This is a genomic window from Isoptericola variabilis 225 (genome assembly GCF_000215105.1).
In the GTDB taxonomy this organism is placed as follows: Bacteria; Actinomycetota; Actinomycetes; order Actinomycetales; family Cellulomonadaceae; genus Isoptericola; species Isoptericola variabilis_A.
The window spans coordinates 1,460,355-1,485,092 of the sequence record NC_015588.1; the positions used below are offsets into that span (position 1 = coordinate 1,460,355).

The following is a 24,738-nucleotide window of genomic DNA, read 5'->3' on the forward strand; positions in this document are numbered from 1 at the left end:
GGTGCCCGCATGCCGGACGGCGCCACGAGCGCTGCATAGGTATGTATAGTTCTGCATATGGTCAGCAACCAGGTCTCCGGCGGGACCCGTCTCCGGGTCGCCGTCGCCGGCGCGTCCGGGTACGCGGGAGGCGAGTTCCTCCGGCTCGCGGCGCGCCACCCGCACCTCGAGGTGGGCACGCTCACGGCGCACTCGAACGCCGGCGCCCGTCTCGGCGACCTCCAGCCGCACCTGCGCTCGCTCGCCGACCGCGTGCTCGAGCCGACGTCGGCCGAGGCGCTCGCGGGCCACGACGTCGTCGTGCTCGGCCTGCCGCACGGCGCCTCGGGCGAGATCGCGGCGCAGCTGCCCGACGACGTGCTCGTGCTCGACCTCGGCGCCGACCACCGCCTCGCCTCGCCCGCCGACTGGGAGGCCTTCTACGGCTCGGCCCACGCGGGCACGTGGCCCTACGGCCTGCCCGAGCTCCTGCACGACGACGGCACCCGCCAGCGCGAGACGCTTGCCGGCGCGCGGCGCGTCGCCGTGCCCGGCTGCAACGTCACGGCCGTGACGCTCGGCATCCAGCCGGGCGTCGCCGCCGGTCTCGTGAGCCCGGTCGACCTCGTGGCCGTCCTGGCCAACGGGTACTCGGGCGCCGGCAAGGCGCTCAAGCCGCACCTGCTCGCGAGCGAGGCCCTCGGCGCGGCCGCGCCGTACGCCGTCGGCGGCACGCACCGGCACATCCCCGAGATCGCGCAGAACCTGCGCGCCGCGGGCGCGACCGACGTCTCGATCAGCTTCACGCCCACGCTCGTGCCCATGGCGCGCGGCATCCTCGCCACGGTCACCGCCCGGCTCGCGCCCGGCCACGAGGAGGCGACCGACGCGCAGGTCCGCGCCGCCTGGGAGGCCGCGTACGCCGACGAGCCGTTCGTCGAGCTGCTGCCCGAGGGTCGCTGGCCCTCGACCGCCGCGACGCTCGGGGCCAACACGGCCCTGGTCCAGGTCGCCGTCGACCGCGCCGCCGGCCGCGTCGTGACGGTCACCGCGATCGACAACCTCGTCAAGGGCACCGCGGGGCAGGCCGTGCAGGCCATGAACGTCGCGCTGGGCCTGCCCGAGACCGCCGGTCTCGTCACCGAAGGAGTCGCACCATGACGGGCATCACGACCCCGCAGGGCTTCCGGGCCGCCGGCGTCGCCGCGGGCCTGAAGTCCACCGGCGCGCGCGACGTCGCGCTCGTCGTCAACGACGGGCCCCTGCGCACCGCGGCCGCGGTCCTCACGAGCAACCGGGTGCAGGCCGCGCCCGTGCTGTGGACGCGCCAGGCGGTGTCCGACGGCGCGGCCCGCGCGGTCGTGCTCAACTCCGGCGGCGCCAACGCCTGCACCGGGCCCGAGGGCTTCGCCGACACCCACCGCACCGCCGAGCACGTCGCGGCCACGCTCTCGGCGTCGGCCGCCACGCCCGAGGACGAGGTCGGCGCGGCCGACGTCCTCGTGTGCAGCACCGGGCTCATCGGCGTCCGCCTGCCCATGGACGCGCTGCTGGCCGGCGTCGACGCCGCGGCCGGCGCGCTCTCGCCCGACGGCGGCGACGCCGCGGCGCACGCGATCATGACGACCGACACGGTCGCCAAGCAGGCCGAGCAGGTTCGCGACGGCTGGGCCGTGGGCGGCATGGCCAAGGGTGCCGGCATGCTCGCGCCCGGCCTGGCGACGATGCTGAGCGTCGTCACGACCGACGCCGTCGTCGACGCCGCGACCGCCGACGCCGCCCTGCGCGCCGCGACGCGCACGACGTTCGACCGCGTGGACTCCGACGGCTGCATGTCGACGAACGACACCGTGATCCTGCTGGCGAGCGGCGCCTCGGGCGTCACGCCGACGGCCGAGGAGCTCACCGAGGCCGTCACCGCCGTCTGCGCCGACCTCGCGCGCCGGCTCGTCGCCGACGCCGAGGGCGCCAGCCACGACATCGCGGTGACCGTGACCCACGCCTCCGACGAGGACGCCGCCGTCGCCGTCGCGCGCGCCGTGACCCGCTCCAACCTGTTCAAGGCCGCGATCTTCGGCAACGACCCCAACTGGGGCCGCGTCGTCGCGGCCGCGGGCACCGTGCCGGAGGACGTCGCCCCGTTCGACCCGCTCGCGATCGACGTGACGATCAACGGCGTCCAGGTGTGCCGGGCCGGGGGAGTGGGCGAGCCCCGCGAGCTCGTCGACCTCGCCGCCGGGCGCGAGGTGCGGGTCGAGATCGACCTGCACGCGGGCGACGCCACGGCGACCGTCTGGACCAACGACCTCACGCACGACTACGTCCACGAGAACAGCGCGTACTCCTCATGAGCACCTCGAACGAGCTCGACGTCACCGACCTGCGGCCCGAGCAGAAGGCCGAGGTCCTCCTCGAGGCGCTGCCGTGGCTGCAGGAGTTCGCCGGTGCCCTCGTCGTCGTCAAGTACGGCGGCAACGCCATGGTCGACGACACCCTCAAGGCCGCCTTCGCGCAGGACATGGTCTTCCTGCGCCAGGTGGGCCTGCGCCCCGTGGTCGTGCACGGCGGCGGCCCGCAGATCAACGCGATGCTCGACCGGCTCGACATCCGCAGCGAGTTCCGCGGCGGCCTGCGCGTGACCACGCCCGAGGCCATGGACGTCGTGCGCATGGTCCTCGTCGGTCAGGTCTCGCGCGAGCTCGTCGGGCTCATCAACGCGCACGGCCCGCGCGCCGTCGGCCTCTCGGGCGAGGACGGCGGCCTGTTCGGCGCCGCACGCCGGCACGCCGTCGTCGACGGCGAGCCGGTCGACGTCGGGCTCGTCGGCGACGTCGTCGAGGTCCACCCGTCCGCCGTCCAGGACCTGCTCGACGCCGGCCGCATCCCCGTGGTCTCCACGGTCGCGCCCGACGTCGACGACCCCACGCAGGTGCTCAACGTCAACGCGGACACGGCCGCGGCGGCGCTCGCGGTCGCGCTCGGCGCCAAGAAGCTCATCGTCCTGACCGACGTCGAGGGCCTGTACACGAGCTGGCCCGACCGCTCGTCGCTCGTCGAGAAGATCAGCGCGTCCGACCTGGCCGCGCTGCTGCCGTCGCTGTCGGCCGGCATGGTGCCCAAGATGGAGGCGTGCCTGCGGGCCGTGCGGGGCGGCGTGCCCCGCGCGACCGTCATCGACGGGCGCCAGCCGCACTCGGTGCTGCTCGAGGTGTTCACCACGCGGGGCAACGGGACGATGGTGGTCCCCGACGCGACGCCCGCCGCGACCCTGCCGTCCGCGACGGAGGCCCCGGCATGAGCGAGATCCTCGACACCCTCGCGCACGGCGCCGCGCCGCGCGACCTGTCGTCGGCCGGCTGGACCGAGGCGTACCGGCGCTCGGTCATGGACACGTTCGGCCCGCCGCAGCGCATCCTCGTGCGCGGCGAGGGCGCGTACGTGTGGGACGCCGACGGGCGCCGGTACCTGGACCTGCTCGCCGGCATCGCGGTCAACGCGCTGGGCCACGCGCACCCGACGCTCACCGCGGCGATCAGCGCCCAGCTCGGCACGCTCGGCCACGTCTCCAACTTCTTCGGGACGCCGACGCAGATCGCCCTCGCCGAGACGCTCCTGCGCCTCGCCGGCGCGCCCGACGGCTCGCGCGTGTTCTTCACGAACTCGGGCACCGAGGCCGTCGAGGCCGCGTTCAAGATGACGCGCCGCGTGGCGTCCGACGACGGGACGCCCCGCACCCGGGTGCTCGCGCTCGAGGGGGCCTTCCACGGCCGGTCGATGGGCGCGCTCGCGCTCACGCACAAGCCCGCGTACCGCGAGCCGTTCGAGCCGCTGCCCGGCGGGGTCGAGCACCTGCCGTTCGGCGACACCGAGGCCCTCGAGCACGCGTTCTCGCCCGCGGCCGTCGCCGAACGCGGCCCGGTCGCGGCCTTCGTCGCCGAGCCCGTCCAGGGCGAGGCGGGCGTGCGGCCCCTGCCGCCGGGCTACCTCGCGCTCGCGCGCCGCCTCACGTCCGAGGCGGGCGCCCTGCTCGTGCTGGACGAGGTGCAGACCGGCGTCGGGCGCACCGGCTCGTGGTTCGCGTTCCAGCAGCCCGAGGTCGGCGGCGGGGTCGTGCCCGACGTCGTCACGCTGGCCAAGGGCCTCGGCGGTGGGTTCCCCGTGGGCGCGGTCGTGGCGTTCGGCGAGCGCGCCGCGACCCTGCTCGGCCGCGGCCAGCACGGCACGACGTTCGGCGGCAACCCCGTCGCGGCCGCCGCCGCGCTCGCGACGATCGGCGTCATCGAGCGCGACGGCCTGCTGTCGAACGTGCGCGAGGTCGGCGCGCTGCTGCGCCAGGAGATCGAGATGTGCGGCAGCCCGCTCGTGCGCGAGGTGCGCGGCCGCGGGCTCCTGCTCGCCGTGCGGCTCACGCACCCCGTGGCGGCCGACGTCGCCCGGCGCGCGCTCGACGCCGGCCTCATCGTGAACGCGGTCGCGCCCGACGCCGTCCGGCTCGCGCCGCCGCTCGTCCTCACCGCCGAGCAGGCGCGCGAGGCCGCGCGCTTCTTCGCGACCCTGACGCTGCCCGACGATCTGCCTGACGATCGGCCCGACGATCTGCCCGACGATCTGCCCGACGATCTGCCCGACGATCTGCCTGACGATCGGCCCGACGAGACCGAGGAGGCGTGATGCCCCGCCACTTCCTGCGCGACGACGACCTCACGCCCGCCGAGCAGCGCGAGGTGCTCGAGCTCGCGATGGCGTTCCGGGAGGACCGCTACGTGCGCACGCCGCTCGCCGGGCCTAGGGGCGTCGCGATCCTGTTCGACAAGCCGACGCTGCGCACCCAGGTGTCGTTCGCGACGGGCGTCGCCGAGCTCGGCGGGTTCCCCCTCGTCGTCGACGGCCGCCTCGCCCAGGTCGGCGTGCGCGAGTCGGTCGCCGACGTCACGCGGGTCCTCGACCGGCAGGTCGCGGCCATCGTGTGGCGGACGTTCGGCCAGGAGCGGATCGAGGAGATGGCCGCGGTCTCGCGCGTGCCGGTCGTCAACGCGCTCACCGACCAGTTCCACCCGTGCCAGGTCCTCGCCGACCTGCTCACGGTCGCCCAGCACCGCGGCGGCGTGTCCGCGCTGGCCACCCAGCGGCTCGCGTACGTCGGCGACGCCGCCAACAACATGGCGGCGTCGTACCTGCTCGGCGGCGCGACCGCGGGCATGCACGTCGCGGTCGCCGGCCCGGCCGGCTACCTGCCCGACGACGCGGTCGTCGAGCGCGCGACCGCGATCGCGGCCTCGACGGGCGGCTCGGTGGCCGTCACGACCGACGCGGCCGCCGCCGTCGCGGGCGCCGACGTCGTCGCGACCGACACGTGGGTGTCCATGGGCGACGAGGACGAGGCCGACGAGCGCGACGCGCCCTTCCGCCCCTACCAGGTCGACGACGCGCTGCTCGCGGGCGCCGCGCCCGACGCGGTCTTCCTGCACTGCCTGCCCGCGTACCGCGGCAAGGAGGTCACCGCCGAGGTGATCGACGGGCCCCGGTCGGTCGTGTGGGACGAGGCGGAGAATCGCCTGCACGCCCAGAAGGCCCTGCTCACCTGGCTGCTGGAGGCGCGATGAACGCCCCCACGACCAAGGCCGCGCGCCAGGCTCGCATCGTCGAGATCGTGCGCCGCACCGCGATCCACTCGCAGTCGGAGCTCGCGAAGGCGCTCGCCGAGTCCGGCGTGAGCGTCACGCAGGGCACGCTCTCGCGCGACCTCATCGAGCTGCGCGCCGAGAAGGTGCGCACCGCCTCGGGCGCCCTCGTCTACGCCGTGCCGGGCGAGGGCGGCGACCGCAGCGTCCAGGCGGCCGGCGTCGGCGACAACGACGCCGGCTACCTCGCGGCCCGTCTCGCGCGGCTGTGCGCCGACCTGCTCGTGTCGGCCGAGGCGTCGGGCAACCTCGTCGTCCTGCGCACGCCGCCGGGCGCCGCGAACTACCTCGCCTCGGCGATCGACCACTCGGTCTTCCCCGGCGTCCTCGGCTGCATCGCCGGGGACGACACAATCCTCGTCATCGCACGGGACCCGGACGGCGGCGACGAGCTCGCCCGCCGCTTCCTCGAGCTCACGGCTCCCTGAGCCGGCCTGCCAGACTTGACCCACACCGGAACGCAAGAAAGAGAAGATTCATGACTGAACGCGTCGTGCTCGCCTACTCGGGCGGCCTGGACACCTCCGTCGCGATCGGCTGGATCGCCGAGGCCACGGGCGCCGAGGTCGTCGCCGTCGCCGTCGACGTCGGCCAGGGCGGCGAGGACATGAACGTCATCCGCCAGCGTGCGCTCGACTGCGGCGCGGTGGAGGCGTACGTCGCCGACGCGCGCGACGAGTTCGCCGCCGAGTACTGCATGCCGGCCCTCAAGGCCAACGGCCTGTACCTCGACCGGTACCCGCTCGTCTCGGCGCTCTCGCGCCCGGTGATCGTCAAGCACCTCGTGCGCGCGGCGCGCCAGTTCGGCGCGACGACGGTCGCGCACGGCTGCACCGGCAAGGGCAACGACCAGGTCCGCTTCGAGGTGGCGACGACGTCGCTCGCCCCCGAGCTCAAGTCGATCGCGCCCGTGCGGGACCTCGCGCTGACGCGCGAGAAGGCCATCGACTACGCCGAGAAGCACGACCTGCCGATCGCGACCACCAAGCGCAACCCGTTCTCCATCGACCAGAACGTCTGGGGTCGCGCCGTCGAGACCGGCTTCCTCGAGGACATCTGGAACGAGCCCACCAAGGACGTCTACTCCTACACCGACGACCCGACGTTCCCGCCGGTCGCGGACGAGGTCGTCATCACGTTCGAGCGGGGCGTGCCCGTCGCGCTCGACGGCGTCGCCGTGACCCCGCTCGAGGCCATCCAGGAGATGAACCGCCGCGCCGGCGCGCAGGGCGTCGGCCGGATCGACATCGTCGAGGACCGCCTGGTGGGCATCAAGTCCCGCGAGATCTACGAGGCCCCCGGCGCGGTCGCGCTCATCGCGGCGCACCAGGAGCTCGAGAACGTCACGCTCGAGCGCGAGCAGGCCCGCTTCAAGCGGTTCGTCGAGCAGCGCTGGGCCGAGCTCGTGTACGACGGCATGTGGTTCTCGCCGCTGAAGAAGAACCTCGACACGTTCGTCGACGAGACCCAGAAGTACGTCTCGGGCGACATCCGCATGGTGCTGCACGGCGGTCGCGCGACCGTCACCGGCCGCCGGTCGGAGGCCGCGCTGTACGACTTCAACCTCGCCACCTACGACGAGGGCGACACGTTCGACCAGTCGCAGGCCAAGGGCTTCATCGAGATCTACGGGCTGTCCGCCAAGCTCGCCGCCGCGCGCGACGAGAAGTTCGGCAACGGCGTCGACTTCGGCGTCGGGACGCTCTGATGAGCGGCGCGACGCCGGGCGCCGACGGCGCGAACGTCGCGCTCTGGGGCGGCCGCTTCGCGGGCGGCCCGTCGCCCGAGCTCGCGGCGCTGTCGAGGTCGACCCAGTTCGACTGGGCGCTCGCGGCGTACGACGTGCGCGGCTCCAAGGCGCACGCCAAGGTCCTGCACGCCGCCGGGCTGCTCGACGACGACGAGCTCGAGCGCATGCACGCGGCCCTCGACCGGCTCGCGGCCGACGTCGCGTCGGGCGCGTTCGTCGCCGCGCCCGAGGACGAGGACGTGCACACCGCGCTCGAGCGCGGCCTGCTCGAGCGTGCCGGCGAGGAGCTGGGCGGCAAGCTGCGCGCCGGCCGGTCGCGCAACGACCAGATCGCCACGCTCGTGCGGCTCTACCTCCGCGACAACGCGCGCCTCCTCGCGCGCCAGCTCGTCGACCTCGTCGACGAGCTCATCGCGCAGGCCGAGGCCGCGGGCGAGGCCGTGATGCCCGGGCGCACGCACCTGCAGCACGCCCAGCCGGTGCTGCTCGCGCACCACCTGCTGGCGCACGCGTGGCCGCTGCTGCGCGACGTCGACCGCCTCATCGACTGGGACGTGCGCGCCGCCCGGTCGCCGTACGGGTCGGGGGCGCTCGCGGGGTCGTCGCTCGGGCTCGACCCGGCGGCGGTCGCGGCCGAGCTCGGCTTCGACGGGCCGGTCGAGAACTCGATCGACGGCACCGCCGCGCGCGACGTCGTCGCCGAGTTCGCGTTCGTCGCGGCGATGATCGGCGTCGACCTGTCGCGCCTGTCCGAGGAGATCATCCTCTGGAACACCAAGGAGTTCGGCTTCGTGCGGCTCGACGACGCCTGGTCGACCGGGTCGAGCATCATGCCGCAGAAGAAGAACCCCGACATCGCCGAGCTCGCGCGCGGCAAGGCCGGGCGCCTCGTCGGCGACCTCACGGGCCTACTCACGACGCTCAAGGGCCTGCCGCTCGCGTACAACCGCGACCTGCAGGAGGACAAGGAGCCCGTCTTCGACCAGGTCGCCACGCTGACCGTGCTGCTGCCCGCGTTCGCAGGCATGGTGCGCACGCTGACGTTCGACACCGCCCGGATGGCCGAGCTGGCCCCGCAGGGCTTCTCGCTCGCGACCGACGTCGCGGAGTGGCTCGTGCGCGAGGGCGTCCCGTTCCGCGTCGCGCACGAGGTGGCCGGGGCGTGCGTGCGCGTCTGCGAGGAGCGCGGCATCGAGCTGTGGGACCTGTCCGACGCCGACCTGGCCGCCATCTCCGAGCACCTGACCCCCGAGGTGCGCTCGGTGCTCACGGTCGAGGGCTCGGTCGCGTCGCGCGACGCCGTCGGCGGGACCGCGCCCGCGCGCGTCGCCGAGCAGCTCCAGGCGGCCAAGGAGCGGGCCACCGAGTACCGCTTCTGGGCCGAGGGCTGACGGTGTGACCGTCCCGCCACCGGTGCTCGACCGGCTGGTGCGGCGCGTGCACGACGCCGCGCCGCGCCTGCCCGGTCCGGGTGCGCCCGAGCCGTGGCGCCGCACGCGCCTCGTGTGCGTCGACGGGCCGGCCGGGTCGGGCAAGTCCACGCTCGCGACCCAGCTCGCCGTCGCGTTCGCGTGCCCGGTCGTGCACCTCGACGACCTGTACGAGGGCTGGGAGGCCGGTCCCGACGGGGGCGCGGCCCGGCTGCGCGAGTGGGTGCTCGAGCCGCTCGCGGCCGGGCGCCCCGGTCGCTACCGGCGCTACGACTGGCACGCCGGCGCGTACGCCGAGGAGCACGTCGTGGAGCGCGCCCCCGTGCTCGTCGTCGAGGGGTGCGGCGCGGCGGCGCGCCAGGTCGACCCCTGGGCGTCGCTGCGGGTCTGGGTCGAGGCCGACGACACCGAGCGGCTGCGCCGCGGGCTCGCGCGCGACGGCGAGGCGGCGCGCGGCCACTGGCTGCGGTGGATGGCCGACGAGGCCGCCCACTACGCTCGCGAGCAGACCAGGGCCCGGGCCGACGTCCACCTGGACGGGTTCGGCGAGGAGGTGAGTGCGTGGTGAGCGCCGCGGTCCCCGAGGAGACGCCCACGCCCTGGCAGGTCCCGGGCCGCGCCTGGTACGTCCGCGACGTGCACGACGTCGCCCGCGACCTGCTCGGCGCGTACGTCACGCGCCGCACCGCCCAGGGCGACGTCACGCTGCGCCTGACCGAGGTCGAGGCCTACGCCGGCGCGGTCGACCCGGCGTCGCACGCCTACCGCGGCCGCACCGAGCGCAACAGGTCGATGTTCGGCGAGCCCGGGCGGCTCTACGTCTACCGCCACCTCGGCCTGCACCACTGCGTCAACGTCGTGTGCGGACCGCCCGGCACGGCCTCGGCCGTGCTGCTGCGCGCCGGCGAGGTCGTCGACGGCGTCGAGCTCGCGCGCGGCCGGCGCACCGCGAGCGGCCGGTGCGACTCCGACCGCCAGATCGCGCGCGGCCCCGCGCGGCTCACCGTCGCGCTCGCGATCGACCGGGACGACGACGGCGCCGACGTCACCGACGTCGCGGGGGCCGTCGTCGTGCACCTGCCGGTCGCCCCGCTGCTGCGCACGATCGCGCAGGGGCCGCGCGTCGGCGTGAGCGGGCCCGGCGCGAGCGCCGAGGAGTACCCGTGGCGCTACTGGCTCGTCGGCGAGCCGACCGTCTCGGCGTACCGGCCGGTGGCCCGCCGGGTGCGCTGAGGCGCGGAGCACCGGTCCGGCCGGCGTGCGCCGTCGGGCAGACTAGGACGCGCGGCCCGTCCGGGCCGCGACGCGACCCACGCGAGGGAGTACCACGGTGACCGACGTTCTCGACGAGCTGCACTGGCGAGGCCTGGTGGCGCAGACCACCGACGAGGCCGCGCTGCGCGACGCGCTCTCGGAGGGCCCGGTCACCTATTACGCGGGCTTCGACCCGACCGCCCAGAGCCTGCACGTCGGCCACCTCGTCCAGCTGCTCAACATGCGGCGCGTCCAGATGGCCGGGCACAAGCCGCTCGCGCTCGTCGGCGGGGCCACCGGTCTCATCGGCGACCCCCGCCCGACGACCGAGCGGTCGATGCAGTCGCGCGACGTCGTCGCGGGCTGGGTCGAGCGCATCCGGGCCCAGATCGAGCCGTTCCTCGACTTCGAGGGCCCGTACGCGGCGCGCATGGTCAACAACCTGGACTGGACCGGCGAGATGTCGGCGATCGACTTCCTGCGCGACGTCGGCAAGCACTTCCGGGTCGGCACGATGATCTCGAAGGACATCGTGGCGCGCCGCCTGCGCTCGGACGAGGGCATCAGCTACACCGAGTTCAGCTACCAGGTCCTGCAGGGCATGGACTTCCGCGAGTTGTACACGCGGTTCGGCTGCACGCTGCAGATGGGCGGCAACGACCAGTGGGGCAACCTGCTGGCCGGCGTCGAGCTCATCCGCAAGACCGAGGGCGTCGCGGCCCACGCGCTGACGTCGCCGCTCATCACCAAGGCGGACGGCTCGAAGATGGGCAAGTCGGAGGGCGGGGCGGTCTGGCTCGACCCCGAGCTCACGAGCCCGTACGCCTTCTACCAGTTCTGGCTCAACACCGCCGACGCCGACGTGGTGCGGTACCTCAAGGTGTTCACGTTCCGCACGCGCGACGAGATCGCCGAGCTCGAGCAGGCGGTCGCAGAGCGCCCGTTCGCCCGCGAGGCGCAGCGCACGCTCGCGTCGGACGTGACGACGCTCGTCCACGGCCAGGGCGCGACCGACGCCGTCATCGCGGCGAGCCAGGCGCTCTTCGGACGGGGCGACCTCGGCTCGCTCGACGCCCGCACGCTCGGCGCGGCGGTCGCGGAGCTGCCGCGGACGACGGCGAAGGCCGGCGACCTCGTCGTCGACGCGTTCGTCGGCTCGGGCCTCGTCGCCTCGAAGGCGGCGGCGCGGCGCGCGATCGCCGAGGGGGGCGCGTACGTGAACAACGTCAAGGTCACCTCGGAGGAGCAGGTCCTCGAGCCCGACGACCTGCTGCACGGCCGCTACGCCGTGCTGCGCCGCGGGAAGAAGACGCTCGCGGTGGCCGTCGCCGAGTGACGGGCCATCGCCGACGCCGCAGGACCCCGGTGCGCCGCGCTGGGGTCCTGCGGCGTCTCCGGCCCGAAAACACCGCCTGACCTGCGGAGTTGTGCGCCCGGCGAGCGTGTGTGTAATGTTCTCGTCGTTCAGCCGGCAGGGAGGAACGGACACCGAGGAGACAGCCGCGAGGCTGGGTACCGGTGGTCGGTCCCGCCGCGAACCACCCCCCGGATCTCGACACCGAGGACGTCTCGTGCGCCCTCGGTCGGGGAGCTCACGACCTCGTTCGGACGGCTTTTGACGCCGGGCGGGGGAGCGGGTAAGTTTGGGAGTCCGCCCCGGACGGGGTCGGAGCCTTGGGGGGTTTCGGCCTGGATGGTGTGCGTCGGTTGTTTGAGAACTCAACAGTGTGCTTGATAGTCAATGCCAAGTATTTTTGAACCCTGTCCGGGTTGCCGCGCCTTTTGGGTGTGGTGGTCTGGTGGGATTCCTTTGGATGGACTGAGCTAGTGATAGTTTGGTCTGGCCAGTATCGATCAAGCGCCCGGTCGTGCCTTTGTGGTGCGTGGGTGTTTGTTTTCTCTTTTACGGAGAGTTTGATCCTGGCTCAGGACGAACGCTGGCGGCGTGCTTAACACATGCAAGTCGAACGGTGAAGCCCAGCTTGCTGGGTGGATCAGTGGCGAACGGGTGAGTAACACGTGAGCAACCTGCCCTCCACTTCGGGATAAGCCTTGGAAACGGGGTCTAATACCGGATATGAGCGCTCATCGCATGGTGGGTGTTGGAAAGTTTTTCGGTGGGGGATGGGCTCGCGGCCTATCAGCTTGTTGGTGGGGTGATGGCCTACCAAGGCTTCGACGGGTAGCCGGCCTGAGAGGGCGACCGGCCACACTGGGACTGAGACACGGCCCAGACTCCTACGGGAGGCAGCAGTGGGGAATATTGCACAATGGGCGCAAGCCTGATGCAGCGACGCCGCGTGAGGGATGACGGCCTTCGGGTTGTAAACCTCTTTCAGCAGGGAAGAAGCGCAAGTGACGGTACCTGCAGAAGAAGCGCCGGCTAACTACGTGCCAGCAGCCGCGGTAATACGTAGGGCGCAAGCGTTGTCCGGAATTATTGGGCGTAAAGAGCTCGTAGGCGGTCTGTCGCGTCTGGTGTGAAAACCCGAGGCTCAACCTCGGGCTTGCATCGGGTACGGGCAGACTAGAGTGCGGTAGGGGAGACTGGAATTCCTGGTGTAGCGGTGGAATGCGCAGATATCAGGAGGAACACCGATGGCGAAGGCAGGTCTCTGGGCCGCAACTGACGCTGAGGAGCGAAAGCATGGGGAGCGAACAGGATTAGATACCCTGGTAGTCCATGCCGTAAACGTTGGGCACTAGGTGTGGGGCTCATTCCACGAGTTCCGTGCCGCAGCTAACGCATTAAGTGCCCCGCCTGGGGAGTACGGCCGCAAGGCTAAAACTCAAAGGAATTGACGGGGGCCCGCACAAGCGGCGGAGCATGCGGATTAATTCGATGCAACGCGAAGAACCTTACCAAGGCTTGACATGCACCGGAAACACTCAGAGATGGGTGCCCCGTAAGGTCGGTGCACAGGTGGTGCATGGTTGTCGTCAGCTCGTGTCGTGAGATGTTGGGTTAAGTCCCGCAACGAGCGCAACCCTTGTCCCATGTTGCCAGCGGGTTATGCCGGGGACTCATGGGAGACTGCCGGGGTCAACTCGGAGGAAGGTGGGGATGACGTCAAATCATCATGCCCCTTATGTCTTGGGCTTCACGCATGCTACAATGGCCGGTACAGAGGGCTGCGATACCGTAAGGTGGAGCGAATCCCAAAAAGCCGGTCTCAGTTCGGATTGGGGTCTGCAACTCGACCCCATGAAGTCGGAGTCGCTAGTAATCGCAGATCAGCAACGCTGCGGTGAATACGTTCCCGGGCCTTGTACACACCGCCCGTCAAGTCACGAAAGTTGGTAACACCCGAAGCCCATGGCCCAACCGGTTCGCCGGGGGGAGTGGTCGAAGGTGGGACTGGCGATTGGGACTAAGTCGTAACAAGGTAGCCGTACCGGAAGGTGCGGCTGGATCACCTCCTTTCTAAGGAGCACTCGTATCCCCGTGCACCGTGGTGCGTCCGGTGGGTCTCTTCGTGGGGGCCGGCCGGGTGGGGGTAGAGGAGGACCGCTGCAGGTGCCGATCGTGCGCCTGGTGGTCGCTCGAGGGTGGAACGTTGACCGTAGAGCCTTTCGTGCACCTGGTGTGCCGGCTAGTACGCCCCTGTGGGGTGGGAAGACCGGTGCGGGGGTGTGGGGGTTCGGAGAGCACACTGTTGGGTCCTGAGACAGCCGGCCGCGTTGGTCGGGGGTTTCAGTGGGTAGCGGGTCACCGGTCGGTGCCGAACCGCTTCCACGCGTCCCTTCGTGGGGGGGTGTGGGGGTAGGCGCGCCTGGGGCTGGTGGGTTCGTCCGTAGCTTGAGAACTGCACAGTGGACGCGAGCATCCCAGATGTTCGAGGACCCTTCGACGGGTGCGTGCCGAGGCTTTCGTGCCTGGGTGGGTGCTGGTTGTTGGGTCGTCTTGGACTCTGCGAAATATTTGTAGTGTGTGTCGAAGTTTTTAAGGGCACAGGGTGGATGCCTTGGCACTAGGAGCCGAAGAAGGACGTGGTAGCCTGCGATAAGCCTCGGGGAGCTGGCAAACGAGCTGTGATCCGAGGGTGTCCGAATGGGGGAACCCGGCCCAAGTCATGTTGGGTCACCTGTACCTGAATTCATAGGGTGCAGGGGGGAACGTCGGGAAGTGAAACATCTCAGTACCGGCAGGAAGAGATATTCCGTGAGTAGTGGCGAGCGAAAGCGGATGAGGCCAAACCGTGCACGTGGTAAAGCTGTCAGGCGTTGCGTGTGCGGGGTTGTGGGACCTTCTTGGAGTCGCTGACACGACTCCGGCCAGTGAGAAAGCCGTGTCATAGCCGAACCGGGTTGAAAACCGGACCACAGTGGGTGTGAGTCCCGTAGGCGAAATGGTGCGGCCTGGCGGAGGGGATCCCAAGTAGCACGGGGCCCGAGAAATCTCGTGTGAATCTGGCAAGACCACTTGCTAAGCCTAAATACTCCCTAGTGACCGATAGCGGACCAGTACCGTGAGGGAAAGGTGAAAAGTACCCCGGGAGGGGAGTGAAATAGTACCTGAAACCGTGTGCCTACAATCCGTCGGAGCCTCCTTGGTTGGGGTGACGGCGTGCCTTTTGAAGAATGAGCCTGCGAGTTAGTGCTCGGTGGCGAGGTTAACCCGTGCGGGGTAGCCGTAGCGAAAGCGAGTCCGAACAGGGCGATTGAGTCGCCGGGTCTAGACCCGAAGCGAAGTGATCTAGCCATGGGCAGGTTGAAGCGCCGGTAAGACGGCGTGGAGGACCGAACCCACCAGGGTTGAAAACCTGGGGGATGACCTGTGGTTAGGGGTGAAAGGCCAATCAAACTTCGTGATAGCTGGTTCTCCCCGAAATGCATTTAGGTGCAGCGTCGTGTGTTTCTTGCCGGAGGTAGAGCTACTGGATGGCCGATGGGCCTCACCGGGTTACTGACGTCAGCCAAACTCCGAATGCCGGTAAGAGTAAGCACGGCAGTGAGACTGCGGGGGATAAGCTCCGTAGTCGAGAGGGAAACAGCCCAGACCACCGGCTAAGGCCCCTAAGCGTGTGCTCAGTGGGAAAGGATGTGGAGTTGCACAGACAACCAGGAGGTTGGCTTAGAAGCAGCCACCCTTGAAAGAGTGCGTAATAGCTCACTGGTCAAGTGATTCCGCGCCGACAATGTAGCGGGGCTCAAGTACACCGCCGAAGCCGTGGCACCCACACGATCGCCCAGCCGTACCCCTCGGGGTGTGGTTCAGGTGTGTGGGTGGGTAGGGGAGCGTCGTGTGGGCGGTGAAGCCGCGGAGTGATCCAGCGGTGGAGGCCACACGAGTGAGAATGCAGGCATGAGTAGCGAAAGACGGGTGAGAAACCCGTCCGCCGAATGACCAAGGGTTCCAGGGCCAGGTTAATCCGCCCTGGGTAAGTCGGGACCTAAGGCGAGGCCGACAGGCGTAGTCGATGGACAAGGAGTTGATATTCTCCTACCGGCGAAGAACCGCCCATACCGAGCCCGGTGATACTAACCACCCCAAGCCGGCCACCGACACCTTCGGGTGTCACCGGCCGGGGCGGCGTGGGACCTGAACCGGTAGTAGGTAAGCGTGTTAACAGGGGTGACGCAGGAAGGTAGCCCGGCGTGGCGATGGTTGACCACGTCCAAGGCCGTAGCCCGTCCCGTAGGCAAATCCGCGGGACATACAGGGTGAGAGCTGACGGTGACCGCGTAGGCGGGAACAGGGTGATCCTCAGCTGCCAAGAAAAGCCTCGACGCGAGGTTCTAGCCGCCCGTACCCCAAACCGACTCAGGTGGTCAGGTAGAGAATACCGAGGCGATCGAGCGAATCGTGGTTAAGGAACTCGGCAAAATGCCCCCGTAACTTCGGGAGAAGGGGGGCCTGAACCGTGACCCGGACATGCTCCGGTGAGCGGGGAGGGCCGCAGAGACCAGGGAGAAGCGACTGTTTACTAAAAACACAGGTCCGTGCGAAGTCGCAAGACGATGTATACGGACTGACGCCTGCCCGGTGCTGGAAGGTTAAGAGGACGGGTCAGCCGCAAGGCGAAGCCCAGAATTTAAGCCCCAGTAAACGGCGGTGGTAACTATAACCATCCTAAGGTAGCGAAATTCCTTGTCGGGTAAGTTCCGACCTGCACGAATGGCGTAACGACTTCTCCGCTGTCTCAACCGCGAGCTCGGCGAAATTGCACTACGAGTAAAGATGCTCGTTACGCGCAGCAGGACGGAAAGACCCCGGGACCTTTACTACAGCTTGGTATTGGTGTTCGGTGCGGCTTGTGTAGGATAGGTGGGAGACTATGAAGCTCACGCGCCAGCGTGGGTGGAGTCATCGTTGAAATACCACTCTGGCCGCATCGACCATCTAACCTCGGTCCGTGATCCGGATCAGGGACAGTGCCTGGTGGGTAGTTTAACTGGGGCGGTTGCCTCCCAAAGAGTAACGGAGGCGCTCAAAGGTTCCCTCAGCCTGGTTGGCAATCAGGTGTCGAGTGCAAGTGCACAAGGGAGCTTGACTGTGAGACCGACAGGTCGAGCAGGGACGAAAGTCGGAACTAGTGATCCGGCGGTGGCTTGTGGAAGCGCCGTCGCTCAACGGATAAAAGGTACCCCGGGGATAACAGGCTGATCTTGCCCAAGAGTCCATATCGACGGCATGGTTTGGCACCTCGATGTCGGCTCGTCGCATCCTGGGGCTGGAGTAGGTCCCAAGGGTTGGGCTGTTCGCCCATTAAAGCGGTACGCGAGCTGGGTTTAGAACGTCGTGAGACAGTTCGGTCCCTATCCGCTGCGCGCGCAGGAAACTTGAGAAGGGCTGTCCCTAGTACGAGAGGACCGGGACGGACGAACCTCTGGTGTGCCAGTTGTACTGCCAAGTGCACCGCTGGTTAGCTACGTTCGGAAGGGATAACCGCTGAAAGCATCTAAGCGGGAAGCCTGCTTCAAGATGAGGTTTCCATCCACCCTCGTGGTGGGAGAGGCACCCAGCGAGACCACTGGGTAGATAGGCCGGATGTGGAAGACAGGACCAACGACTGTCGCAGCTGACCGGTACTAATCAGCCGACAACTTCAACACCCACTCCTTCAATGCACGCGTCCACTGTGCGGTTCCCGAGCAACGGGCACCACCCCCACCACCACACCACCAGGTGCGGCGGCACCGGGGGCACCCCGAACAGCTCCATACAGTTACGGCGGTCATAGCGAAGGGGAAACGCCCGGTCCCATTCCGAACCCGGAAGCTCAGCCCTTCAGCGCCGATGGTACTGCCCCCGCCAGGGGGTGGGAGAGTAGGACGCCGCCGGACACCCTTTCACGAAGGCCCCGCACCACCCGGTGCGGGGCCTTCGCTGTTTCTCACACCGTCCACGGAGGACCCGGCACAGGTCTGACCGCGGTGCCGTGGGAGAATGGGCGGCGCATCTGCCAGGAAGGGAACACCGTGAACGATTCGCCCCGTGACCAGGGACGGGACCGCCCGCAGCGGGACGGTCAGCGTCGCGCCGGCGGGCGCCCGCAGGGACCGCAGCGCGACGGCGACCGGAGGTTCGGCGGTCCTCGCCGCGACGGCGAGCGTCGTGAGGGCGAGCGTCGTACGGGTGGTCCGCGTCGTGACGACGAGCGCCGCACCGACGCTCCGCGGGGTCCGCGACGTGACGAGGAGCGTCGCACCGGTGGCCCCCGGGGTCCGCGTCGTGACGACGAGCGTCGCACCGGTGGGCCTCGCGGCCCGCGTCGCGACGGTGACCGGCGCACCGGCGGTCCTCGTCGGGACGGACAGCAGCGGCCGCCGCGCGAGGAGCGCACCCCGCGCATCCCGGAGCCCGAGATCGCCGAGGACGTCACGCTGTCCCAGCTGAGCAAGGAGGCTCGTGCGCGGCTGCGCGGGCTCTCGAAGGACAACGCGGAGCGTGTGGGCCTGCACCTGGTCATGGCCGGGCGGCTGCTCGACGTCGACCCCGAGCGCGCCTACGAGCACGCCCAGGCGGCCGTCCGCCGTGGCGGCCGCATCGACGTCGTCCGCGAGGCCGCGGGCCTGGCTGCCTACCGGACGGGGCGTTACGCCGAGGCGCTGCGCGAGCTGCGCACCGTGCGCCGGCTCAGCGGGTCGTCCGAGCACCTGCCGCTCATGGCCGACGCCGAGCGTGGTCTCGGCCGGCCCGAGCGCGCGATCGCGCTGGCGGCGAGCGAGGAGGCGCGGACGCTCGACGCCACGGGGCGCACCGAGCTCGCGATCGTCGTCTCCGGTGCGCGGTCCGACCTGGGCGAGCACGACGCCGCCATCGCCGTCCTCGACAAGATCCCGGCCGCCGAGCGGCAGGGTGACCTCGGGCTGCGGGTGCTGCAGGCCAAGGCGGTCGCGCTCGAGGCCGCCGGCCGCGTCGCCGAGGCCGAGGAGCTCCTCGCCGGCGTCGACCCCGCCGAGCTCGAGCGTGTCTCCGGAGTCTCGCCGGTCGACGACGACGTCGTCGTGTACGACGTCTACGACGAGGACGCCGACCTCGAGGACGAGGCTGAGGACGCCGCTGCCGATGACGCCGCCGCCGATGACGCCGCCGCTGCCGAGGAGGAGACGGAGTGAGGGCCACGCTGCGCGCCTCGGACCGTCCGCTGGCCGAGGAGTTCGACCTCGCGCTCGTCGACCTGGACGGCGTCGCGTACCGGGGCCACCTGCCGATCGAGCACGCCGCCGAGAGCCTCGGCGCGGCGCGCGCCGCGGGGATGCGCCTGGTGTTCGTCACCAACAACGCCTCCCGCGAGCCCGAGGACGTCGCGGGCCAGCTCACCGGACTGGACATCCCGGCGTCGCCCGAGGAGGTCATGACGGCGGCCCAGGCGTGCGCGGCGCTGCTGCGCACGCGCCTCGAGCCCGGCGCGCGCGTGCTCGTCGTCGGCGGTCGCGGGCTCGTGACCGCGGTGGAGGCGCAGGGCTTCGAGGTCGTGACCTCCGCCGACGACCGGCCCGACGCGGTCGCCCAGGGGTACGCGCCCGAGGTGGCGTGGCCCCAGCTCGCCGAGGCGGCGTACGCGGTCGAGGCCGGCGCGTGGCACGTGGCGAGCAACCTCGACCTGTCGCTTCCCACGGCGCGCGGGTTCGCGCCCGGCAACGGTGCCCTGGTGGGTGCCGTGGTCGCGGCCACGGGCGTCACCCCCGACAGCGCGGGCAAGCCGTCGCCCACGATGTACCGGCTCGCGGTGGAGCGGGTCGGCGCCCGGCGCCCGCTCGTCGTCGGCGACCGCCTCGACACGGACCTCGCCGGCGCTCGCGCCGGCAGCTACCCCGGCCTGCACGTCCTGACCGGGGTGTCGAGCGCACGCGACGCCGTCCTCGCCGAGCCCGGGCTCCGCCCCGACTTCGTCGGCGCGGACCTGCGGGCCCTGCACGAGGTGCACCCCGTCCCGGTCGAGGGACCGGACGGCTGGTGGGAGTGCCGGGGCCGCGCGGCGCGCGTCGTCGACGGCACGCTGGAGCTCGACCGCGAGGGGCAGCACGGGATCGACGTCGTGCGCGCCGCGTGCGCCGCGGCCTGGGCCGCGGTCGATGAGGGCACGGCTCTCGACCCGGACCGCGTCCCCGAGCTCTCCGCCTGACGTCGTCCGCGCCTGTGCGCCGCCGCCGGAGCGTGGGTGGCACCGGGTAGCGTTGAGCCGGCGAGAACCGAGGGGAGGCACCATGTCGCTGGACGCTGGGACCGGCGGGACGGCACGAGAGCCGCTCGCCCCGCTGGAGGGCCTCGACGGCCTGCCCGTGCACGACCACGTCTCCCGGTTCGAGGCCGTCCACGGGGCGCTCGTCGCACGGCTCGAGGGTGCCGACGGGTCTGCGACGGGCGAGGCGGAGGCCTGATGCCCGACGCCCGGACGGACGTCGAGCTCGTGCGCCGCGGCCTCGCCCGGTCGCGCCGGCACGCTGCCCAGCTCGTGGCGGCGGGTCGCGTGCGGGTCGACGGCGCGGTCGTCGCCAAGCCCGCCGCGCCCGTGCCCGAGGGCGCGGCGCTCGACGTCGCGCCCGACCCGGCCGACCCCGGCTACGCGTCGCGCGCGGGCGGGAAGCTCGCCGGCGCGCTCGACGCGCTCGCCGCCGACCCCGCGGGCCGCGCGGTCGTGCAGGCCGTCGCGGGCGCCTGGTGCCTGGACCTCGGCGCGTCGACCGGCGGCTTCACCGACGTCCTGCTGCGCCGCGGGGCGGAGCACGTCGTCGCGCTCGACGTCGGGCACGACCAGCTCGTGCCCGTCCTGCGCGAGGACGAACGCGTCACGGTCGTCGAGGGCTTCAACGTCCGGGACCTGGGCCCCGCCGACCTGGAGCGCGCGCCCGACCTCGTGGTCGGGGACCTGTCGTTCATCTCGCTCACGCTCGTGCTGCCCGCGGTGGCCGCGGTGCTGCCGCCCGGCGCGCCGGCGCTGCTGCTCGTCAAGCCCCAGTTCGAGGTGGGCCGCGAGCGCCTGGGCAGCGGCGGCGTCGTGCGCGACCCCGCGCTGCACGCCGACGCCGTCCGCGCGGTCCTGCGCGCCGCGGTCGGGCACGGGCTGGTGCCCCGCGCCGTCGTCCCGAGCCCCCTGCCCGGGCCGAGCGGGAACCGCGAGTTCTTCTGCTGGTTCGAGCGGGCCGGTGCGGGGACGCCGCCCGCGCGGACGACGGACGGGGCGGCGCTCGACGCCGCGGTCGCCCGCGCCGTCGCGTGGTCGCCGCCCGCCGAGGCGTCCGCCGAGCCCCCGCCCGTCGTCGCCCTGACCGCCGCCCCGACCTCCCGAGGAGCACCGTGACCCGCAGAGTCCTGATCGTCACGCACGGCGGCCGGCCCGAGGCCGTCGCGGCGCTGACCGAGGCGATGCGCGAGCTGACCGCCGCGGGCTTCGAGGTCGCGCTGCACGACGACGACCTCGCCGAGTCGTTCGGCGACCACATGTCGGCCGTGCGGGCGCGCGAGGGCGTCACGGACTCCGAGGTCGTCATGGTGCTCGGCGGGGACGGCACGATCCTGCGTGCCGCCGAGCTCACGCACGGAACCAGGGTGCCGCTGCTCGGGGTCAACCTGGGCCACGTCGGCTTCCTCGCGGAGTCCGAGCGCGAGGACCTGCACCTGGCGGTGCAGCGCCTCGCGGAGCGCGACTACGTCGTCGAGGAGCGCTCCGTGGTCGACGTCCACGTGCACCGGCCGGGCGAGGACGAGCCGGTGACCGGCTGGGCGCTCAACGAGGCCACGGTCGAGAAGGCGCGGCGCGAGCGCGTGATCGAGGTCGCGATCGGTGTCGACGGCCGCCCGCTGTCCTCGTTCGGCTGCGACGGCGTGGTGCTCTCGACGTCGACCGGGTCCACGGCGCACGCCTTCTCGGCGGGCGGCCCGGTCATGTGGCCCGACGTCGACGGTGTGCTGCTCGTGCCCCTGTCGGCGCACGCGCTGTTCGCCCGGCCGCTCGTCATCGGGCCCGGGTCCGCGTACACGGTCAAGGTGCTCGAGCGCAGCCCGATGCCCGGCATCCTCACGTGCGACGGCCGCCGCAGCATCGAGCTGCCGGTCGGGTCGCGCGTCGAGGTCCGCCGCGGCTCGACGCCGCTGCGCTTCGCACGGCTCTCGCCGGCCCCGTTCACGGACCGGCTCGTGTCCAAGTTCTCGCTGCCCGTCGTGGGCTGGCGCGAGGCGGCGTCGGCCCGCGACGAGAAGGAGGGGTGAGGTGCTCGAGGAGATCGCGATCGAGAACCTGGGGGTCATCCGCGCCGCGCGCGTGCCCCTGTCCGACGGCCTGACGGTCATCACGGGCGAGACAGGGGCCGGCAAGACCATGGTGCTCACCGGCCTCGGGCTGCTCATGGGCGGCAAGGCCGACGCCGGGGCGGTGCGCCCGGGTGCGACCGGGGCCGTCGTCGAGGGCCGGCTGCGCGTCGCCGGGCACCCGGCCGTCGTCCGGCGCGTCGACGACGCCGGCGGCGAGGTCGACGACGACGGCACGGTCGTCGTGGTGCGCACGGTCGCGGCCGAGGGGCGCTCGCGGGCGCACCTCGGCGGGCGCAGCGTGCCGCAGGGTGTGCTGGCCGAGATCGCGGACGAGCTCGTCACGGTCCACGGCCAGGCCGACCAGCTGCGCCTGCGCACGCCCGCCAAGCAGCGCGCCGCGCTCGACGCGTTCGCGGGGCACGCGCACCTGGAGCTGCTCGAGCGCTACCGCGCGGCCTGGCAGGAACGGGCCGCGCTGCTCGCCGAGATCGACGACCTCACCGCCCGGGCCGCCGAGCGGGCGCGAGAGGCGGAGCTGCTGCGGCTCGGGCTCGCGGAGGTCGAGCGGGTCGACCCCAGGCCGGGGGAGGACGCCGAGCTCACCGCGCTCGTCGCTCGCCTCGGCAACGCCGAGGCGCTGCGGCAGGCGGCCCAGCAGGCGCACGACGCGGTCGCGGGCGACGACCTCGAGACCGCGGGCAGCGCCGTCGACGCGGTCGAGCGCGCGCGCCGCGCGCTCGAGGCCGTCGCCGGCGACGACCCCGCGCTCGGGGAGCACGCGACGCGGCTCGCCGAGGCCGGCTATTTGCTCGCGGACGTCGCGACGGACCTCGCGGCGTACGTCGACGACCTGCAGGCCGACCCGGCGGGGCTCGAGACGGCGCACGCGCGGCTCGCGGAGCTGACCACCCTCACGCGCAGCTACGGCGAGACGATCGACGACGTCCTGCGGTGGGCGAGCGAGGCCGGGCTGCGCCTGCTCGACCTCGACGACGGCGGCGAGCGGCTGCGCGGCATGACCGAGCGCACCGGCGAGCTCGACGAGCAGCTCGCCGCGCTCGCCGCCGAGATCACGGCGGGCCGCACCGCGGCCGCCGGGCGGCTCGCCGACGCGGTGACGGCCGAGCTCGCCGGCCTGGCGATGCGCGGCGCGCGCCTCGTGGTCGACGTCGCGGCGGCCGACGAGCCGGGCCCCTACGGCGCCGACCAGGTCACCTTCTCGCTCGTGCCGCACCCGGGCGCGCCCGCCCGGCCGCTCGGCAAGGGCGCCTCGGGCGGCGAGCTCTCGCGCGTCATGCTCGCGGTCGAGGTCGCGCTCGCGACGGCGGCGGTCGAGTCGGACGACGGCGCCGCGCCGCTGCCGACGTTCGTCTTCGACGAGGTCGACGCGGGCGTGGGCGGACGGGCGGCCGTGGAGGTCGGACGCCGCCTCGCGTCGCTGGCTCGCCGCACCCAGGTCGTCGTCGTGACCCACCTGGCGCAGGTCGCCGCGTTCGCCGACGCGCACCTCGTCGTGACGAAGTCGGCCGCCGACGGTGACGTGACGGTCACGGGTGTGCGCGAGGTCACCGGCGACGAGCGCGTCCGCGAGCTCGCGCGCATGCTCTCGGGCCAGGAGGAGTCCGAGGCGGCCCGGCAGCACGCCGTCGAGCTTCTCGAGACGTCCACCGTGGGACGATAGGGCCGATGAGATCGATCCTGCGCAAGACCGACGGCACCGGCGCGCCCGAGACCGAGGGCTACGAGGTGCGCGGGCCGGCCCGTGTCGGCACGCGGACCAAGGACCTCACGAAGCGGCTGCGCCCCGGCGACGTCGCCGTCATCGACCACGTCGACATCGACCGCGTGGCGGCCGAGGCGCTCGTCGCCGCCCAGCCGGCCGCCGTGCTCAACGCCGCCCGCTCGACGTCGGGCCGGTACCCGAACGCGGGCCCGGGGATCCTGCTCGAGGCGGGCATCGTGCTGGTCGACGACCTGGGCCCGGGCGTGATGTCGCTCGCCGACGGCACGATCGTCGGCATCGACGAGGGGACGGTGCACGTCGACGGCGAGGTGTTCGCCGAGGGGACGCGCCAGACGGACCGGACCGTCGCCGAGAGCCTGGCCCTGGCCCGCGAGGGACTCTCGGCCGAGATCGAGAGCTTCGCCGAGAACACGATGACGTACCTGCGCCGCGAGCGGGACCTCCTGCTCGACGGCGTCGGCGTGCCCGACGTGCGCACGCGCTTCGAGGACCGCCACGTGCTCATCGTGGTGCGCGGCTACCACTACCGCGAGGACCTCGCGATGCTGCGCTCGTACATCGCCGAGAACCGGCCGGTGCTCGTGGGCGTCGACGGCGGCGCCGACGCGATCCTCGACGCCGGGTGGAAGCCCGACATGATCGTGGGCGACATGGACTCGGTGTCCGACAAGGCCCTGTCGTCGGGAGCCGAGATCGTCGTGCACGCGTACCGCGACGGCAAGGCGCCGGGACTCGACCGGGTGCGCGCGCTGGGCGTCGAGCCCGTCGTGTTCCCGGCCACCGGCACGAGCGAGGACATCGCGATGCTGCTCGCCGACGACAAGGGGGCCGAGCTCATCGTCGCGGTCGGCACCCACGCGACGCTCGTGGAGTTCCTCGACAAGGGGCGCGCCGGCATGGCGAGCACCTTCCTCACGCGCCTGCGCGTCGGCGGCAAGCTCGTCGACGCCAAGGGCGTCTCGCGCCTGTACCGGACCCGGATCTCCAACCTCCAGCTCACGCTGCTCTCGCTCGCGGGCATCGCGGCCGTCCTGGCGGCCCTGTGGTCGACGTCCGCGGGCCAGACGGCGTTCGGGCTCGTCGGGGCGCGTGTCGACGACCTCGTCTCCTGGGTCGGTAGTCTCTTCGGCGGCTGACCGCGCGGCCCCGTGCTGCGGCCCGCGCCCGACCGACCCCTCGACCGACCGAAGGAACCCCAGCCG

At 71.7% G+C, this 24,738-nt stretch carries 18 protein-coding genes and 3 rRNA genes; all 21 read left to right on the forward strand.

The genetic code is table 11. The annotated features are described in order from the left end of the window. Positions 1-57: 57 nt before the first annotated feature. Positions 58-1,140 carry an N-acetyl-gamma-glutamyl-phosphate reductase gene (gene argC, locus ISOVA_RS06735; protein ID WP_013838499.1) on the forward strand — a complete coding sequence of 361 codons (1,083 nt, stop codon included), beginning with the start codon at positions 58-60 and terminating at the stop codon, positions 1,138-1,140. Next, entirely contained in the window at positions 1,137-2,330 is a 1,194-nt protein-coding gene (gene argJ, locus ISOVA_RS06740; RefSeq protein WP_013838500.1) for a bifunctional glutamate N-acetyltransferase/amino-acid acetyltransferase ArgJ, read from the forward strand. Before argC ends, argJ begins: the two co-directional genes overlap by 4 nt. Then, positions 2,327-3,277 (forward strand): acetylglutamate kinase, encoded by a 951-nt coding sequence (gene argB, locus ISOVA_RS06745; RefSeq protein WP_013838501.1) that lies wholly within the window; start codon positions 2,327-2,329, stop codon positions 3,275-3,277. The genes argJ and argB overlap by 4 nt, the downstream gene beginning before the upstream one ends. Further along, complete coding sequence (locus ISOVA_RS06750; RefSeq protein ID WP_013838502.1) at positions 3,274-4,650, forward strand: acetylornithine transaminase; 1,377 nt, start codon at positions 3,274-3,276, stop codon at positions 4,648-4,650. Before argB ends, ISOVA_RS06750 begins: the two co-directional genes overlap by 4 nt. After that, positions 4,650-5,582 (forward strand): ornithine carbamoyltransferase, encoded by a 933-nt coding sequence (argF, locus tag ISOVA_RS06755; RefSeq protein ID WP_013838503.1) that lies wholly within the window; start codon positions 4,650-4,652, stop codon positions 5,580-5,582. The genes ISOVA_RS06750 and argF overlap by 1 nt, the downstream gene beginning before the upstream one ends. After that, positions 5,579-6,088 (forward strand): arginine repressor, encoded by a 510-nt coding sequence (locus tag ISOVA_RS06760; protein WP_013838504.1) that lies wholly within the window; start codon positions 5,579-5,581, stop codon positions 6,086-6,088. The genes argF and ISOVA_RS06760 overlap by 4 nt, the downstream gene beginning before the upstream one ends. A 50-nt stretch (positions 6,089-6,138) precedes the next feature. Beyond that, positions 6,139-7,368, forward strand: a complete 1,230-nt coding sequence (locus tag ISOVA_RS06765) for an argininosuccinate synthase (RefSeq protein ID WP_013838505.1) — start codon at positions 6,139-6,141, stop codon at positions 7,366-7,368. Beyond that, positions 7,368-8,801 (forward strand): argininosuccinate lyase, encoded by a 1,434-nt coding sequence (gene argH, locus ISOVA_RS06770; RefSeq protein ID WP_013838506.1) that lies wholly within the window; start codon positions 7,368-7,370, stop codon positions 8,799-8,801. Before ISOVA_RS06765 ends, argH begins: the two co-directional genes overlap by 1 nt. Positions 8,802-8,805: 4 nt before the next feature. Further along, entirely contained in the window at positions 8,806-9,408 is a 603-nt protein-coding gene (locus tag ISOVA_RS06775) for a uridine kinase family protein (RefSeq protein ID WP_013838507.1), read from the forward strand. After that, entirely contained in the window at positions 9,402-10,073 is a 672-nt protein-coding gene (locus ISOVA_RS06780; protein ID WP_013838508.1) for a DNA-3-methyladenine glycosylase, read from the forward strand. Before ISOVA_RS06775 ends, ISOVA_RS06780 begins: the two co-directional genes overlap by 7 nt. Positions 10,074-10,170: 97 nt before the next feature. Next, on the forward strand, positions 10,171-11,430 hold the full coding sequence (tyrS, locus tag ISOVA_RS06785; RefSeq protein ID WP_013838509.1) for a tyrosine--tRNA ligase: 1,260 nt from the start codon (positions 10,171-10,173) through the stop codon (positions 11,428-11,430). A 566-nt stretch (positions 11,431-11,996) separates the two neighbouring features. Further along, positions 11,997-13,518 (forward strand): 16S ribosomal RNA (locus ISOVA_RS06790). 509 nt (positions 13,519-14,027) lie between these two features. Next, positions 14,028-17,150 (forward strand): 23S ribosomal RNA (locus ISOVA_RS06795). A 114-nt stretch (positions 17,151-17,264) separates the two neighbouring features. After that, positions 17,265-17,381, forward strand: a 5S ribosomal RNA gene (gene rrf, locus ISOVA_RS06800). The 16S, 23S and 5S rRNA genes sit together here, the layout of an rRNA operon. A 606-nt stretch (positions 17,382-17,987) precedes the next feature. Continuing rightward, positions 17,988-18,656, forward strand: a complete 669-nt coding sequence (locus tag ISOVA_RS06810) for a tetratricopeptide repeat protein (protein ID WP_013838510.1) — start codon at positions 17,988-17,990, stop codon at positions 18,654-18,656. Continuing rightward, complete coding sequence (locus ISOVA_RS06815; protein ID WP_013838511.1) at positions 18,653-19,666, forward strand: HAD-IIA family hydrolase; 1,014 nt, start codon at positions 18,653-18,655, stop codon at positions 19,664-19,666. The genes ISOVA_RS06810 and ISOVA_RS06815 overlap by 4 nt, the downstream gene beginning before the upstream one ends. Before the next feature lie 82 nt (positions 19,667-19,748). Continuing rightward, positions 19,749-19,922 (forward strand): hypothetical protein, encoded by a 174-nt coding sequence (locus tag ISOVA_RS16725; RefSeq protein ID WP_013838512.1) that lies wholly within the window; start codon positions 19,749-19,751, stop codon positions 19,920-19,922. Then, positions 19,922-20,842 carry a TlyA family RNA methyltransferase gene (locus tag ISOVA_RS06820; protein ID WP_013838513.1) on the forward strand — a complete coding sequence of 307 codons (921 nt, stop codon included), beginning with the start codon at positions 19,922-19,924 and terminating at the stop codon, positions 20,840-20,842. The genes ISOVA_RS16725 and ISOVA_RS06820 overlap by 1 nt, the downstream gene beginning before the upstream one ends. Beyond that, the gene (locus ISOVA_RS06825; protein WP_013838514.1) at positions 20,839-21,750 is read left to right on the forward strand and encodes an NAD kinase; all 912 of its coding nucleotides are present in this window, start codon (positions 20,839-20,841) and stop codon (positions 21,748-21,750) included. The genes ISOVA_RS06820 and ISOVA_RS06825 overlap by 4 nt, the downstream gene beginning before the upstream one ends. Before the next feature lies 1 nt (position 21,751). Then, positions 21,752-23,473, forward strand: a complete 1,722-nt coding sequence (gene recN, locus ISOVA_RS06830) for a DNA repair protein RecN (protein WP_013838515.1) — start codon at positions 21,752-21,754, stop codon at positions 23,471-23,473. A gap of 5 nt (positions 23,474-23,478) precedes the next feature. Then, positions 23,479-24,672 (forward strand): putative cytokinetic ring protein SteA, encoded by a 1,194-nt coding sequence (gene steA / locus ISOVA_RS06835; protein WP_013838516.1) that lies wholly within the window; start codon positions 23,479-23,481, stop codon positions 24,670-24,672. Positions 24,673-24,738 lie beyond the last annotated feature (66 nt).